Below are 14,167 nucleotides of genomic sequence, written 5' to 3'. Positions count from 1 at the left end.
GCACCATCGAGGACCCCACGGCGGATCCGGGCACCGTGGGCGCGCCTCCGGCGCCGGAGCGCGGCACGGCAACCGGCACCGCAACGGGCGCCGCGCCCGCGGGACAAGCCGCGGGACCGGGCGCGCCCGGAGCGCCGGGCGCGGCGGACCCGGCGGCGGGACTGTCGGGCGGGCAGGCGGGCCCCGCGGCCCGGCCGACGACGGACGCCGGTTCAGGGGAGGAACCCGGCCCCGACACGCCCGCGCGCACGGGATGCGCGGTGCCGTCCACGGGTTCGATAGCCATGAACCAAGACTAGAATCTATCTACGTTACCGGGGCTTGGAGGGTCACTCAAGTGGATAAGTGAATCGCTACCGTCCCTGTGGAGGGCAAGTCAGTCACGGCGATTCGAGAACCTCTCGGGGTCTCGGCTGGCAGGACCGGATACGCGAATACCGTCGGTACGTTGGCCGCGACGTCGGCCCGGCCGGGCGACAGTTCCCCTTGGAGGCACCCCTCTCCCGGACATCGTTTCGAGTCCCGTTCCGCTACTTCCACTGCGCGGTCCCAGCCAGATGGCCGCGCGGCCCTCGCCGTCATCCACGAGCACAGCGTCGGCTGGCGCTCATTCCTCCGGTGGCTTGGTCCGCGGGATGAAGTACCCGAAGGCAGCCGCACCGACGAAGGAGAGCGCCGCGACCGCCCAGACCCCGGCCGACAACGCCGCGACCGCGGTCACGGCGGACAGCACGGCCGGACCGGCCATGACCCCGGTGTCGGACAGTAGCCGCCAGAAGCCGAGGAACTGGGGCCGGCCCCGCCGGGGCGAGTGGTCCGCGCCAAGCGTCATGACGATTCCCGAGCCGATCCCGTTGCCGAATCCGAGCAGCATGGCCACGAGGAGCAGGCTCCACGCCTGACCGGTGAACGGGAGCAGCACCAAGGCGACACCCATGATCACGAGGCACGGGACGGCGACCCACGCGCGGCCCTTGCGGTCCATCACCTTGCCTGCCGGGTAGAAGACCAGCATGTCGATCGCCCCCGACATGCCGTAGATCAGCGACGCGGTGGCCGGATCGAGCCCCAGCTGTTCCGACCACAGCGGGATCACCGCCTGCCGCGTGGACCGGACAGCCGAGATCAGCAGCACGCCGATGCCGAGCGTCAGGAAGGTCCGGGCGTGGGCGGCGGCGATGGCGCGGATCGTCGGCTGGGCCGCGGCGCCGTCGTCCCAGCCCACCCGGCCGCCCGCGCCTCGCCGGCTGGCCAACTCCGGGATGCGCACGCTGACCAGCGTGGCGGCGACGAAGGCGGCGAGCCCCACCCAGTACGCCCCCGACAGCCCGAGCCACACCATGGCCGCCGCGGCGGCAAAGGGGCCGATGAAGACGCCGATCCGCATGGTTCCGCCGAGCAGCGACATGGCCCGGGCGCGGTGGCTCATCGGGACGGCCTCGGTCAGGTAGCTTTGCCGCGCGAGGTTGAACACGGAGCCGGCCATGCCGATCATGAGGATTCCGGCGCCGTACGCCACCAGGTGCGTCGCGGCGAGCGCGAGGGCCATCCCGCAGGTGGCCCAGGCCGCGGCACCGATCATCGCCCGGCGCTCACCGAAACGCGAGGTGAGGAGGGACGCGGGAACGTTGGTCAGAAGCGATCCGACGCCGACGAGCGTGATGACGAGCGCGGCCACGGCGATGGAGGCCCCCAGCTCGCGCGCGCTTAGCGCGATGACCGGCATCACCGAACCGAGTCCGACGGCGTAGAGCAGGGACGGCCCGTAAACCCGGAAGCCCAGGTCCCTGAGTCTGAAGTCGCCGGAAGTCACCCGGTTATCCTACGCGCGAGGTGAGGTGTTCCCGGGCCACCCAAGGCGCAACGCACCGCACAGAAGTGCTAGTCAGCCGGGCCACCCGAGGCTCCGGGCACCACCCGAAGGGCTTGTCAGCGGAGGCCGGCACACCCGCTCAGCGGGGGATGCTGTGCGCGCGGCTCGGCCCCGTGGCCTTCATACGCAGGATCAGGTGCCGCGACTGGATGGGCCCGTACGGCAACACGGGGATGGCCTTCGTGTAGTCCACCGAATACTCGTGGATCGCCGTGGAGCAGGTCTTGATGGCCTGGCGCAGCTTATGGAACTGCGTGCGGACGAAGTCGGGATCCACGGGCTCGCCGTGGCCGGGCACGATGCACGTGTACAGCTCGTCGATGGCGATGATCTTGCCCAGCACCCGCTGCCACTCGTAGGGGTACGAGTCCTCGAAGGACGGGTGTGCCCCCTCCTCCACCAGATCCCCCGCGAACAGCACGTTGCCGGAGCCCACCAGCAGGTCGCCGGCCGTGTGGCCACGGCCGAGGTGGAAAAGCGTCACCGTGTGGCCGCCCAGGTGGAGGTCGACGGGGTGTTCCTGGACGCGCCGGTTCGGCGCGGCGATTTCCGTCCACTCCCCGGACCCGGACGCCATGGCGGGGTCGATGGCCTTCACGAGCGGCCGCTGGTCCTCGCCGTGTGCCGCAATCTCGTCGGCCGCCACCCCGTGCGCCCAGATGTCCTCCACCCCTCGGGCCCTGAAGTAGGCGTTGCCGAAGAAGTGGTCGCCGTGGGCGTGGGTGTTGATCACGACCAGCGGCAGGTCCGTCACCTCCCGGACGGCCGCGTAGAGCGTGGCGGCGTTCGAGGGTCCGGCCCCGGTGTCGACGACCGCGGCCAGGTCGTCCCCGAGGATGAGACCCGCGTTGACGCCGTACCCGTCGAGCCGGAGGACCCACGTCCGCTCCCCGACGTGCCGCCAGACCGCTTCGGCCGCGTTGACCACCATCGTTCGCCTTTCGCCGCGGGCTCCACGACGAGCCCTCCCCCGGTGACGCCCACCGACGCGCACCACTATCGTTTTGACACCGTCTTTGTGACTGTCCGTTGAGCCTAGTCGTTCCGCGATCCCCGCGGCAGGCCGTGGCACGACGCCGGGGCACGCCGAGACCAAGACGTGACGCGCGGGCCGTGGCGGGGAGACGGACCGGGGGCGCCGCCGGGCCCGCCGGGCCCGCCGGGCCCGCCGTCCGGCCCTTCCCGGGAGGCGCCGGACGCACCGCTCCCCGCCCGCCGGCCCACGCCGTCGGGCTGGGTTCGCCGTGCTCAGGCCACGCGCACCTGGCCGTAGGGGATCCGCTCGTCGACCAGTGCCTGGGCGTGGTGCGAACCGACCCCCCGAACCAGGACGCCGAATTCGTGCTCGGACACGGACTCGAGGAACGCGGGCCGCAGGGCGTGCGCGGTGTGCTCGTCCAGCGTGGCCAGGTACTGCTCGTAGGCGACAGGAAGTGCTTCCATGCCTCAAGCGTAGGACCGCCGCCGACCGGGGAGAAGACCCCCAACAACCCGGCGCCCCGTGGTTAGAGGTCCGCCAGCACGGCTCCCGGATTCTCGATGGCATCGGCCACGTAGCGCAGGAATCCGCCGGCGGTGCCACCGTCGCACACGCGGTGGTCGAACGTCAGGGTCAGCTCGGTGACCTTGCGCACGGCCAGCTGCCCGTCGACAACCCACGGGCGGTCGATGATGCGCCCGACGCCGAGAATCGCCGCCTCGGGGTAGTTGATGATCGCGGCCGATCCGTCGACCCCGAACACTCCGTAGTTGTTCAGCGTGAACGTGCCGCTCGTGAGTTCCTGCGGCGTGGCCTTGCCGTCGCGGACGACGCCGGTGAGCCGCTTCAGCTCCGCGTCGAGCCCACGCGCGCTCAGCTTGTTGGCCTCGCGGATGCTCGGAACCATGAGGCCGCGGTCGGTCTGCGCCGCGAAGCCCAGATTGACGCCGTCGAACGCGACGATCTCCTGGCTGCCGTCGGCCGCGGTCTCCACGCGGGTGTTCAGCTCCGGGTATTTCGCGAGGCCGGCGAGCACAAAGCGCGCGATGAAGGCCAGCAGCCCGGGCGTGCCGGCCGGGTCCGCCGCCTTGAGCGCCGCGCGCAGGTCCAGCAGCGCGGTGGCGTCGACGTCGACCCACACGGTCGCCTCGGGGATCTCCGAACGGGACCGGGTCATCGCCTGGGCGATGGTCTTGCGCACGCCCTTGAGCGGGGTGCGCGCTGCGACGCCGAGTCCGGAGCGGGCGTCCGCCGGACCGGCGAACGCGGCCGGGGACGTCCCGGCGGAAGCCGGGGAAGGGGACGACGACGCAACCGCCGACTGCGGGGCCGGCGGCTCGGGGGCCCGCACCGCCCCGTTCGAGGAGCCGGAGATCAGCTCCTCGACGTCCCGGCGCAGCACCATGCCGCCGGCGCCGGAACCGGACACCGAGCCGACGTCGATGCCGCGTTCACGCGCGAGCTTGCGCACGATCGGGGACACGACGAGCGGAGCGGCGCCTGGGCGGCGCACCGGGGATTCGCCCGTGCGGACAGCCGCGGGGGGCGGTGTCGCGGCGGGCGGTGTCGCGGCGGGCGGCGTCGCGGCGGGCGACGCCGGCTGCGCGGCGGGCGGCGTCGCGGCCGGGACCGCCGACGCGCGGCCCTTCGGGCGCCGGGTGCGTCCCGTGGCGCCGGACCCGCCGGGGGTGCCGTAGCCGATCAGCACGTTGCCCGATCCCGACTCCGCCACCTCGACGGGCGGCGGGGTCGCGCCGGCGCGCTCCTCCTCGCGGTAGCTCACCGCGGTCTCGGCGGGTCCGCCGTCGGCGGCGTCACCCGGCTCGCCCATCCCGTCGGCGACGGAGATCAACGGCTTGCCGACGTCCATGGTGTCCCCCGCCGCCCCGAAGAGCTGGTGGACGACCCCGGCGAACGGGCTGGGCACCTCCACCATGGACTTGGCGGTCTCCACCTCGGCGATCGGCTGGTCGACGGCGACGGTCTGGCCGACCTCGACCAGCCATGCCACCAGCTCGGCCTCGGTCAGGCCCTCCCCCAGATCCGGGAGCAGGAATGTCTTCACGGCCACGGTCAGTCCTCCCACTGCAGTTCGTCGACGGCGTCGAGGATTCGGTCGACGCTCGGCAGGAAGTGGTGCTCCAGCTTCGGCGCCGGGAACGGCACGTCGAAGCCGGTGACCCGCAGGACGGGCGCCGCCAGCGAGTGGAAGCACCGCTCCTGGACCCGGGCGACGATCTCGCTCGCCACGGAGGCGAAGCCCGGCGTCTCGGCGACGACGACGGCGCGGCCGGTCTTGCGCACCGAGGCGCAGACCGTCTCGTCGTCGAACGGCACGATGCTGCGCACGTCGATGACCTCGATCGAGCGCCCCTCCTCGGCGGCCGCGGCGGCCGCGGCGAGCGCGGTCGGCACGGACGGACCGTAGGCGATCAGCGTCGCGTCGGTGCCGCTGCGGGCGACGGCCGCGCGCCCCTCGGTCGCCGCGGCCTCCCCGGCGTCGTACTCGGAGCGCAGGACGTCCAGGTCCAGGGACTCCTTGGACCAGTAGAGCTTCTTCGGCTCCATGAACAGGACCGGGTCGTCGGAGTCGATGGCCTCGCGGAGCATCCGGTAGGCGTCGGCGACCGTGGCCGGCGTGAAGACCTTCAGGCCGGGAGTGTGGGCGTAGTACGACTCCGAGGAGTCGCAGTGGTGCTCGACGCCGCCGATGCCGCCCGCGTACGGGACACGGATGACCATGGGCATCTTCACGGCGCCGCGGGTGCGGTTATGCATCTTCGCCACGTGCGAGAAGATCTGCTCCAGGGCCGGGTAGGCGAAGGCGTCGAACTGCATCTCGACGACGGGGCGCATCCCGTTCATCGCCATGCCGATCGCCATGCCGACGATGCCGGACTCGGCCAGCGGCGTGTCGAAGCAGCGCGTCTCGCCGAAGCGCGCCGTCAGGCCGTCCGTGACGCGGAAGACGCCGCCCAGGGTGCCGATGTCCTCGCCGAAGAGGACGACGGCGGGGTCGGCCGCCAGCGCGTCGGCCAGCGCGGTGTTCAGGGATTTGGCGAACGTCGTCGGGCGCGGTCCCGGCGCGGTCTCGGCCCCGCGCGCCGCCGCGCGGGCGGTGGCGGCGCTGACGTTGCCGTTGGCCACGGACGAGGTGGTGACGTGGGGGCTCATTTGGCGGCCTCCTCTCGGGAGAGTTCCTCGGCGAGCCGTGCGGACTGCTCGGCCAGCTGGGGGGTCGGGGTGTTGAAGACGAAGCGGAAGAGGTCCAGCGGATCGACCTCGACGTCCTCGTTGAGTCCGTCGCGCAGACGGGTGGCGACGTCCTCGGCCGCGGCCGCGATGCGTGCCGTCTCGGCGTCGTCGAGCAGGCCCTGGTCCTGCAGGTAGGTCTTCATCCGTGCCAGCGGATCCTTCGCCATCCAGGCCTGGACCTCCGCATCCTCGCGGTAGCGCGTGGCGTCGTCGGCGTTGGTGTGCGCCTGCATGCGGTAGGTGTGCGCCTCGACCAGCAACGGGCCGGAGCCCGCGCGGGCCAGCTCGACAGCGCGGCCGAGGACCGCCATGAGGGCCACCAGGTCGTTGCCGTCGACGCGTTCCCCGGCCATGCCGTAGCCGACGGCCTTGTGGGCCAGCGAGGGCGCGACGGACTGCTGCGCCAGCGGCACCGAGATCGCGTACTGGTTGTTCTGCACGAAGAAGACCACGGGGAGGTTGAAGACGGCGGCGAAGTTCAGGGCCTCGTGGAAGTCGCCCTCGCTGGTCGCGCCGTCGCCGCACATGGCGAGGACCACGGTGTCCTCGCCGCGCAGCTTGGCCGCGTGCGCGACCCCGACCGCGTGCAGGAGCTGGGTGGTCAGCGGGGTGCACTGGATGCCGACCTTGTACTTGGCCGGATCGTAGCCGCCGTGCCAGTCGCCGCGGAACAGGACCATGGTCTCCACCGGGTCGACGCCCTTGGACATCACGGCGACGGAGTCGCGGTAGGTGGGGAACATCCAGTCGCCCTCGCCCAGGCAGAGGGCGGCCGCCACCTGGCACGCCTCCTGGCCGTGGCTGGAGGGGTACACGGCCATGCGGCCCTGCCGCACCAACGCCGAGTTCTGGTCATTGACGCGGCGGCCGACGACCAGCTGCTCGTAGCCGCGCAGCAGCGCCTCGTCCGAGGGCAGCGGGTACTCGTGGCCGGGGGCCGTGCCCTGGTCCTCGACCGCGCGGCGCCGGCCGGACTCGTCCACGATCTGGATCTGCCCCCGCGCGGGGAGGAGGTAGTCCTCGACCGTGATGCCGAAGTTCCGGCAGGCCTCGTCGACCGCGGTACCGTGTGCGTGCGCGGCGTGGTGGGCGCGGGTGTGCGCCTGTCGGGCGACGCCGTCGGCGGCGGACGCCGCCGGCGTCCCCGGGTCCCGTGTCTGCTCCGGCTGGGTCATGATGATCCCCTCTATGCGTGGCTTCCGGCCGTGGCGTGACTCAAGCCACACTCCACGGCAATTCTCGCCTCAAGTATGCTGAAAACGCACGGTTCGTATCCAGCTTTCGGCCGAATCGTGGATATTTGAGAATCCACGGCCTATTCTGGTGGACGAAACGATATTGTGAGCCGGGCAACACCGCGAACGCGTGGACGCCCCTTGCGAAAGGACCCCATGGAAGCGACTCCCGTGCCGCTGGACGACGTCGACCAGCGCATCATCGCGGAGTTGACGCGCGACGGGCGCCAGTCGGTCACCACGGTGGCGCAGAACGTGCACGTCTCCCGCGCGCACGCGTATTCGCGGATCAATCGGCTGCAGGAGGAGGGGGTCATCACGCGCTACACGGCGGTGGTGGACCCGGTGCGCGCCGGGCTCCGCTCGTCCGCGTACGTCACGCTGAAGCTGCGCCAGCACTCGTGGCGGGAGCTGCGCGAGCGGCTGGCCGCGATCCCGGAGGTGCACCACATCGGGCTCGTGGGCGGGAACTTCGACGTCATCCTGCTGGTGCGCGCGCGGGACAACGTGGACCTGCGCCGGGTGATCTTCGACAAGCTGCAATCGATGCCCGGTGTCCTGGACACGCAGACGTTCCTGATCTTCGAGGACGTCGACACCCGCTGATCCACCCACCACCACCGCGCCGCCGGACGGGTCCGGCGGCGCCTCCTGATGGCGTCTGGCGCGCTGACCGGGCTGGAACGGCTCGCGCCGCGACCCCCATATGGCCCTCTTCCCGGCCGGTCGGCCAGACCGCCGCGGTGGCGCGCCGCGAGGCGCGTCGACCGCGTCCGACCATGCTACCGACCCGGCGCGGACCGGTGGGCCACGCGTCGGGGCTCCCCCGATTGTGACGCCCGCGCGGGTTACGTGGCGGCGCCGCGGAAGACGGGCTTCCGCTTCTCCTGGAACGCCTTGAACCCCTCGGCGTAGTCCGCGCTGCCGCAGAGCTCGGCCTGGGCGGCGTTCTCCTCCGCCATCGACTCCCACAGCCCCAGCCGGCGGTCGCGGATGGCCGCCACCAGCTCCTTGGAGGCCACGAAGGCGCCGGTGGCGCCGGACGCGGCTCGCGCCACGATGGCCCGCGTGGACTCCAGCAGTTCGTCGGCGGGCATTGCGCGGCTGAACAGCCCCGACCGCACGGCCTCGGCGCCGCCCATGAGCTCGGCGGTGTAGATCAGGTCCAGGGTCCGGTGCGCCCCGAGCCGCTCGGTGAACAGCCAGTGCCCGCCCGAGTCGAGGGTCGCGCCGAGGTTCGCGAACGGCGAGCCGATCTTGGCGTTGTCCGCCACGTAGACGACGTCGGTCGCGATGGCCAGCCCGAGGCCGACACCGAGGCACGCCCCCTGGACGGCGGCGAAGGTGGGCGCGGGGAACGCCGACATCTTGCGCAGCAGCGGTTCCACCAGCCCGCCGAGGTATCCCTGGACGTCGTCGTCCGCGGGCACGACCCCGGAGATGTCCCGGCCGGCGCAGAAGCCGCGCCCCTCGCCGCGCAGCAGCAGCGCCCGGACCTCGCCGCGCGCGGCGGCCGCCGCGGCGTCGTCGTACGCCGACGCGAGACCCGCCAGCGCGGCCTCGTCGAGCGCGTTCATCTTCTCGGGCGCGTTGAGCACCACCTCGGCGACGCCGTCGGCGATCTTCAGGTCGATCATGGGTTCCTTCCGGGGAATCGGCGACGCGGCCTAGGCGTCGAAATCGACGGACACGGCGTCGCTGGTGGGGTGGGACTGGCAGGTCAGCACGAATCCGGCGGCGACCTCGTCCGGCTCCAGGGCGTAGTTCTCGTCCATCTCCACGGTGCCGGAGACCAGTTTGGCGCGGCAGGTGCCGCAGACGCCGCCGGCGCACGCGAACGGGACGTCCGGGCGGACGCGCAGCGCCGCGTTGAGGATCGTCTCGCGGGCCGACACCGGGCTCTTGACCTGGCCCTGCAGCCCGTCGAGGCGGAATTCGATCTCGAAGTTCTGCCCGCCGGCGTCTTCGACGACGGGGCGTCCGACGTGGCCCTCGGGACGCGTCGGCTGCCCGGTGGTGAAGAGCTCGAAGCGCACCTTCTCCGGGTCCACGTCCTGGGCGGCGAGGTTGTCGCGCACCAGCTGCACCAGCTCGAAGGGGCCGCAGAGGAACCACTCGTCGACCTGGTCGGTCCGGATGACGGACCCCAGCAGGGTGGTCAGCTTCTCGGAGTCGATCCGTCCGGACAGCAGCGGCGAGATGCGCTGCTCGCGGGACAGGACGTGGTGCAGCGCGAACCGCGCGGGGTAGCGGTCCTTCAGGTCCGCCAGCTCCTCGAGGAACATGACGTCCATGGCGGCCTTGTTGGCGTAGACCAGATCGAAGTGCACGTTCTCGTTCGCGGCCAGCACCGTCCGCGCGATCGCCAGGACCGGCGTGATGCCGGAGCCCGCGGCGACCGCGACGAAGACGTGGTCGCGGTCCGTGTCGATGGAGCCGGGGTCGTTCAGGCCCGTCATCTTGTGCTTGGAGATGAATGCGCCGGAGGGGCTCATGACGTCCATCTCTTCGCCGGCCGCCAGGCTCTCGTTCGCCCACGTGGAGAACAGGCCGCCGAGGTCCCGCTTGATGGCGACCTTGATCTCGCCGGGCCGCGGCTCGGCGCAGATGGAGTAGCTGCGCCGGACCTCGTGGAGGTTTCCCTCCGCGTCGGCGAGCTCCTTGCGGAGCGCCACGTACTGCCCCGGGAGGTAGTCGTACTCGCCCTCGAGGTCGGAGGGCACCGCGAACGTGACCTCGATGGCGTCGGCGGTGAGCCGACGGACCTCGGACACCTTCAGCGTGTGGAACGCCGCGCGGCGCCGCGCCTCCGGGACGGCCGCGTCGCCGTCGGACGGGGCGCCGGGGGTTGCCGCGGTCGCGAATGCGCTGGTTTCTGTCATGAGAGCACCTTGAAGTAGTCGAAGGGTTCCAGGCAGTCCCGGCACTGGTACAGCGCCTTGCAGGAGGTGGAACCGAAGCGGGAGAGTTCTCGGGTGTTGAGCGAATGGCAACGGGGGCACTTGACCGTGAGGCCGAGGGTCACCGGGCCGCGGTGCCCCTTGCCCGTGGGCGGCGCGATCCCGTATTCCTCGAGCTTGGCCTTCCCGGACTCGCTCATCCAGTCGGTCGTCCAGGCCGGCGAGAGCACGAGGTTCACGCGGACCCGGCCGAAGCCGGCCTCGCCGAAGGCCTTCTCCAGGTCCTCCCGGATGGCGTCCATCGCCGGGCAGCCCGAGTAGGTGGGCGTGATGGTGACGACGACGCCGTCCTCGCCCTCCGCCTCGACCCCGCGGAGGATGCCGAGGTCCTCGATGGTGAGGACGGGAATCTCCGGATCGGTGACACTCGAGGCGATGCGGAGCAGTTCCGACGCGGTGGCGGACACGGTGACCCCTACCAGCTCGCGCCGGGGTGCTTGCGGGCGAGGACCTGCATCTCGGCCAGGATGAAGCCGAGGTGCTCGGAGTGCTCGCCCAGGCGGCCACCGCACATCGCGAACGGGACCGTCGGGATCTCGAGGCCCGCCTCGTCCAGGACGGCCGAGAACTCGCGCTCCCACTCGTCCCTGAGCGTCGAGGGGGCTACGCCGGCGTCGCCGAGCTCCGCGTGCAGCGGCTCGTCGAGGAAGATCTCCTCGACGAACGGCCACAGCGTGGTCAGCGCGTGGCGCATGCGCCGGGCCGACTCCTCGGTGCCCTGGCCGAGCCGCAGCGTCCACTGGATGGCGTGGTCGCGGTGGTAGTCGACCTCCTTGACCGCCTTCGCACTGATGGCCGCGATGGTGGCGTCGCTGGAATCCAGCAGGCGGGTGTAGAGCAGGTGCTGGTAGATGGAGACGATGAGCTCCCGCGCGATGGTGGCCGCGAAGTCCCCGTTCGGCTGCTCGACGATGTGCAGCGAGCGGAAGTCCTCCTCCTCGCGCCAATACGCGAGGTCGTCCTCCGACTTGTCCCACGCCAGGCCGGCGTAGCTGAGGAACGACCGGGCGTGCCCGAGCTGGTCCAGGGCGATGTTGCCCAGGGCGATGTCCTCCTCCAGTTCCGGACCGCGGGAGATCCAGTGGGAGAGACGCTGCGCCAGGATCAGCGCGTCGTCGCCGAGGCGGACGGCGTAGCGCGCCACGGCGTCCGAGGGCCGGTCCTGCTGGAGCTGGATGTCCTCGGGACGCAGCGCGTTGCCCGGGGTGACGCGGGTGGCCGAGGCGGACGCGTCGCCGAAGCTGTCCAGGCTGTGGTCGGCGGCGTGGCCCCCGTGGGAACCGTGCAGGTCGGTCTCTGGCGCGCTCACAGGTGCTTCACCCCTTCGCTCTTCTTGTAGTAGGTCGCGTGGCGGTAGTCCTTGCCCTGCGGGGACTCGAAGAACTGGTCCTTGGCGTCGGGGTCCGACGAGACGATGTCCGTGGAGGCCACGACCCACAGGGAGACGCCCTCGTTGCGGCGCGTGTAGAGGTCGCGGGCGTTGCGCACGGCCATCTGCGCGTCGGGCGCGTGCAGGGAACCGGCGTGCACGTGGGACAGGCCGCGCGAGGAGCGCACGAAGACCTCCCAGAGCGGCCAGCCGCCCGCGGCGGCCCCGTCGGTGGCGTTCGGGCCCGTGGGGTTCTGCGCCATGGCTAGGCCACCTCCGTCTTGCGTGCCATCTTCTCGGCGTAGGCCGCCGCGGCCTCGCGCACCCAGGCGCCCTCGCTGTGCGCGACCCGGCGCCGTTCGAGGCGCTGGGCGTTGCAAGGGCCGTTGCCGGCGATGACCGCCTTGAACTCGACCCAGTCGAGTTCCTTGTGGATCCACTTGCCGGTCTCCTCGTCGAAGCGCAGCTCAGGATCCGGCAGGGTGAGGCCGAGGACCTTGACCTGCTCGGCGATCATGCCGACGAAGCGCTGGCGGAGCTCGTCGTTGGAGAAGCGCTTGATGTTCCACAGCATGGACTGCGAGGAGTGGGGGGAATCGCTGTCCGGCGGGCCGAACATCATCAGCGCCGGATCGTAGAAGCGGTTGATGGCGTCCTGCGCCATCTTCTTCTGCGCCTCGGTGCCGTGGGCGAGTTCGAGCAGGATCTCGAAGCCCTGCCGCTGGTGGAAGGACTCCTCCTTGCAGACGCGGACCATGGCCCGGCCGTACGGGCCGTAGGAGGCGCGGCAGAGCGGAACCTGGTTCGCGATGGCGGCGCCGTCGACGAGCCAGCCGATCGCGCCCATGTCGGCCCAGGAGCGGGCCGGGTAGTTGAAGATCGAGGAGTACTTGGCCTTGCCCGACAGCAGCTGCTCGTTGAGCACGTCCCGCGGGGTGCCGAGCGTCTCGGCCGCCGAGTAGAGGTAGAGACCGTGTCCGGCCTCGTCCTGCACCTTCGCCATGAGGATGGCCTTGCGCTTCAGCGAGGGGGCGCGGGTGATCCAGTTCGCCTCCGGCTGCATGCCGATGATCTCCGAATGCGCGTGCTGGGAGATCTGGCGCGTGAGGGTCTTGCGGTATCCCTCCGGCATCCAGTCGCGCGGCTCGATGCGCGAATCCTGGGCGATGACCGCGTCGAAGCGGGCCTGGCCCTCCTGCTCCTCGGGAGTCAGGACGGCGGCAAGATGCCCGCCGGCGTCGTTCTGTGCACCCATCGTGCTCACCTCACTGTGACAAGTTTGAATTACTGACCGTTCGTTCAGGATATGCGGTGGCGCCGCCGCAGTCAACACCCGCGGACACCCGGAGGCGCTGGTCCTTGACAGGCAATCTAGTTAGACACACAATCTAGTTATGCAGACATCGCGGCAATCCCCGGACGAGGGCCCCGGGCGGCGCGGGCCGTGGCCCAGCGACTGGCTGCGCGCCGCGCTGGGCCTGTGCGCGCTGCGCGCGCTCGAGGCCGGTCCCTCCTACGGCTACGCGATCATCGCCGAGCTGGAACGGGCGGGCCTCGGCACGGTCAAGGGCGGGACGCTGTACCCGCTCCTGACCCGCTTCGAGTCCGCCGGGCTCGTGCGGACGCGGTGGGAGGCCGGCGACGGCGGTCCCGGACGCAAGTACTTCGCGCTGACCGACGCCGGGCGCGCCGAGCTCGACGCCCAACGCGGCCGCTGGGGCGGGTTCGCCGCCACCACCACCCACTACCTGGACCCCACGCGGGACGGGAACGACGACGGGAGAACACCATGAACGGCACCGCGCACGGCAAGTGGTTCGACGAATTCGTCCTGGAGCTGCGGCTCCGCGACGTCCCGGGCGACGCGATCGGGGACGCGGCGGCGTCGGTCCGCGAGTTCGTCGCGGACTCCGGCCAGGCGCCGGCCGAGGCCTTCGGTCCGGCCCGCGACTACGCCGCGAGCCTGGACCTGCCGCGGAAAGCGGGGCCGGCGCTGGACGCGGCGGCCGTGGCGGGCTCGGTGGTCGGCCTGCTGGCGTTCCTGGTCCTGGTCTCGACGTTCGTCCCCCTCGCCCGCGGCGAACAGCTGCACTTCTCGGGTCCCCAGGTGCTCCTGCTGCTGGTGCCCGTCGCGGCGGCGGCCGCCCTTCCGGCGTACCTCAACGCCCTGTTGCGCAACCGGTGGGTGCTGGCGGGCGTCCTCTCCGTGGCGGCAGCCGCCGGCGTCCTGTCCAGCGTCGTCGCGCCGGGTCCGGGGGACTCCGCCTGGCTCTCGCTCCCGTCGGCAACGGTGGCCGCCATGGCCGGTGCGGTGCTGCTGGCCACGGCGGTCAGCGGCACGGTGGCCACGCTGCGCGACGCCGGGGACCCGCTGGTGGATCCGATGACCGGCCCGACGCCGGGCCGCGGCGCCACGGCGCTGGCCGTGGCCGGCCACTGGGTCCTGCCGGTCGGTGCGGTGTTCTTCTGGTTCATCGCGCTGGCGCTGCGGTAGTC

General features: G+C 71.5%; 16 protein-coding genes. 3 read left to right on the top strand and 13 right to left on the bottom strand.

What is annotated here, in order from left to right; all coding sequences use genetic code 11:
* From ACETWP_RS09860 to pdhA, 7 genes are all read right to left on the bottom strand, one after another.
* Positions 1-286, bottom strand: a 286-nt coding sequence (locus ACETWP_RS09860) for a hypothetical protein (RefSeq protein WP_373972059.1), incomplete at its 3' end; no start/stop codon positions are given.
* A gap of 321 nt (positions 287-607) precedes the next feature.
* Positions 608-1,813, bottom strand: a complete 1,206-nt coding sequence (locus tag ACETWP_RS09855) for an MFS transporter (RefSeq protein ID WP_373972058.1) — start codon at positions 1,811-1,813, stop codon at positions 608-610.
* Positions 1,814-1,952: 139 nt separating this feature from the next.
* Positions 1,953-2,804: an MBL fold metallo-hydrolase gene (locus tag ACETWP_RS09850; protein ID WP_373972057.1), complete on the bottom strand. Its 852-nt coding sequence runs from the start codon at positions 2,802-2,804 to the stop codon at positions 1,953-1,955.
* A 317-nt stretch (positions 2,805-3,121) separates the two neighbouring features.
* Positions 3,122-3,316 carry a hypothetical protein gene (locus ACETWP_RS09845; RefSeq protein ID WP_373972056.1) on the bottom strand — a complete coding sequence of 65 codons (195 nt, stop codon included), beginning with the start codon at positions 3,314-3,316 and terminating at the stop codon, positions 3,122-3,124.
* Between the two features lie 62 nt (positions 3,317-3,378).
* The gene (locus ACETWP_RS09840; RefSeq protein WP_373972055.1) at positions 3,379-4,923 is read right to left on the bottom strand and encodes a dihydrolipoamide acetyltransferase family protein; all 1,545 of its coding nucleotides are present in this window, start codon (positions 4,921-4,923) and stop codon (positions 3,379-3,381) included.
* Between the two features lie 2 nt (positions 4,924-4,925).
* The gene (locus ACETWP_RS09835) at positions 4,926-6,026 is read right to left on the bottom strand and encodes an alpha-ketoacid dehydrogenase subunit beta (protein ID WP_373972054.1); all 1,101 of its coding nucleotides are present in this window, start codon (positions 6,024-6,026) and stop codon (positions 4,926-4,928) included.
* Complete coding sequence (pdhA, locus tag ACETWP_RS09830) at positions 6,023-7,282, bottom strand: pyruvate dehydrogenase (acetyl-transferring) E1 component subunit alpha (RefSeq protein WP_373972053.1); 1,260 nt, start codon at positions 7,280-7,282, stop codon at positions 6,023-6,025. Before pdhA ends, ACETWP_RS09835 begins: the two co-directional genes overlap by 4 nt.
* 216 nt (positions 7,283-7,498) lie before the next feature.
* On the opposite strand from pdhA, the gene ACETWP_RS09825 reads away from it, so the two are divergent.
* Positions 7,499-7,948, top strand: a complete 450-nt coding sequence (locus ACETWP_RS09825; protein ID WP_373972052.1) for an Lrp/AsnC family transcriptional regulator — start codon at positions 7,499-7,501, stop codon at positions 7,946-7,948.
* Positions 7,949-8,190: 242 nt separating this feature from the next.
* Here the strand turns inward: ACETWP_RS09825 and ACETWP_RS09820 are convergent, their stop codons facing one another.
* Genes ACETWP_RS09820 through paaA form a run of 6 tightly spaced genes read right to left on the bottom strand, consistent with a single transcriptional unit; the run spans position 8,191 to position 12,926 of the window.
* Positions 8,191-8,979 (bottom strand): enoyl-CoA hydratase/isomerase family protein, encoded by a 789-nt coding sequence (locus tag ACETWP_RS09820; RefSeq protein ID WP_373972051.1) that lies wholly within the window; start codon positions 8,977-8,979, stop codon positions 8,191-8,193.
* A gap of 30 nt (positions 8,980-9,009) precedes the next feature.
* A complete protein-coding gene (gene paaE / locus ACETWP_RS09815; RefSeq protein ID WP_373972050.1) occupies positions 9,010-10,224 on the bottom strand; it encodes a 1,2-phenylacetyl-CoA epoxidase subunit PaaE in 1,215 nt (404 codons plus the stop codon).
* A complete protein-coding gene (gene paaD, locus ACETWP_RS09810; RefSeq protein ID WP_373972049.1) occupies positions 10,221-10,709 on the bottom strand; it encodes a 1,2-phenylacetyl-CoA epoxidase subunit PaaD in 489 nt (162 codons plus the stop codon). The genes paaE and paaD overlap by 4 nt, the downstream gene beginning before the upstream one ends.
* 8 nt (positions 10,710-10,717) lie before the next feature.
* Entirely contained in the window at positions 10,718-11,611 is an 894-nt protein-coding gene (gene paaC / locus ACETWP_RS09805; RefSeq protein WP_373972048.1) for a 1,2-phenylacetyl-CoA epoxidase subunit PaaC, read from the bottom strand.
* Entirely contained in the window at positions 11,608-11,934 is a 327-nt protein-coding gene (gene paaB / locus ACETWP_RS09800; RefSeq protein ID WP_373972047.1) for a 1,2-phenylacetyl-CoA epoxidase subunit PaaB, read from the bottom strand. Before paaB ends, paaC begins: the two co-directional genes overlap by 4 nt.
* A 2-nt stretch (positions 11,935-11,936) precedes the next feature.
* On the bottom strand, positions 11,937-12,926 hold the full coding sequence (gene paaA, locus ACETWP_RS09795) for a 1,2-phenylacetyl-CoA epoxidase subunit PaaA (protein WP_373972046.1): 990 nt from the start codon (positions 12,924-12,926) through the stop codon (positions 11,937-11,939).
* A 139-nt stretch (positions 12,927-13,065) separates the two neighbouring features.
* Here paaA and ACETWP_RS09790 point away from each other — a divergent pair, with 139 nt between their 5' ends.
* Both ACETWP_RS09790 and ACETWP_RS09785 read left to right on the top strand, forming a co-directional pair.
* Positions 13,066-13,464 carry a PadR family transcriptional regulator gene (locus tag ACETWP_RS09790; RefSeq protein ID WP_373972045.1) on the top strand — a complete coding sequence of 133 codons (399 nt, stop codon included), beginning with the start codon at positions 13,066-13,068 and terminating at the stop codon, positions 13,462-13,464.
* Positions 13,461-14,165 carry a hypothetical protein gene (locus ACETWP_RS09785; RefSeq protein WP_373972044.1) on the top strand — a complete coding sequence of 235 codons (705 nt, stop codon included), beginning with the start codon at positions 13,461-13,463 and terminating at the stop codon, positions 14,163-14,165. The genes ACETWP_RS09790 and ACETWP_RS09785 overlap by 4 nt, the downstream gene beginning before the upstream one ends.
* Positions 14,166-14,167: the final 2 nt, after the last annotated feature.

The sequence above is a fragment of the Arthrobacter halodurans genome, from assembly GCF_041877255.1.
GTDB classification, from domain to species: domain Bacteria; phylum Actinomycetota; class Actinomycetes; order Actinomycetales; family Micrococcaceae; genus Arthrobacter_N; species Arthrobacter_N halodurans.
This window is presented reverse-complemented; position numbering and strand designations above follow the sequence as displayed.

Excerpts from the sequence above, each read along its gene's own strand:
- paaE (WP_373972050.1), bottom strand. The coding sequence starts at position 10,224 with ATGACAGAAACCAGCGCATTCGCGACCGCGGCAACCCCCGGCGCCCCG.
- ACETWP_RS09825 (WP_373972052.1), top strand. The coding sequence starts at position 7,499 with ATGGAAGCGACTCCCGTGCCGCTGGACGACGTCGACCAGCGCATCATC.
- ACETWP_RS09820 (WP_373972051.1), bottom strand. The coding sequence starts at position 8,979 with ATGATCGACCTGAAGATCGCCGACGGCGTCGCCGAGGTGGTGCTCAAC.
- pdhA (WP_373972053.1), bottom strand. The coding sequence starts at position 7,282 with ATGACCCAGCCGGAGCAGACACGGGACCCGGGGACGCCGGCGGCGTCC.
- paaB (WP_373972047.1), bottom strand. The coding sequence starts at position 11,934 with ATGGCGCAGAACCCCACGGGCCCGAACGCCACCGACGGGGCCGCCGCG.
- ACETWP_RS09785 (WP_373972044.1), top strand. The coding sequence starts at position 13,461 with ATGAACGGCACCGCGCACGGCAAGTGGTTCGACGAATTCGTCCTGGAG.
- paaA (WP_373972046.1), bottom strand. The coding sequence starts at position 12,926 with ATGGGTGCACAGAACGACGCCGGCGGGCATCTTGCCGCCGTCCTGACT.
- ACETWP_RS09845 (WP_373972056.1), bottom strand. The coding sequence starts at position 3,316 with ATGGAAGCACTTCCTGTCGCCTACGAGCAGTACCTGGCCACGCTGGAC.
- ACETWP_RS09835 (WP_373972054.1), bottom strand. The coding sequence starts at position 6,026 with ATGAGCCCCCACGTCACCACCTCGTCCGTGGCCAACGGCAACGTCAGC.
- ACETWP_RS09850 (WP_373972057.1), bottom strand. The coding sequence starts at position 2,804 with ATGGTGGTCAACGCGGCCGAAGCGGTCTGGCGGCACGTCGGGGAGCGG.
- ACETWP_RS09790 (WP_373972045.1), top strand. The coding sequence starts at position 13,066 with ATGCAGACATCGCGGCAATCCCCGGACGAGGGCCCCGGGCGGCGCGGG.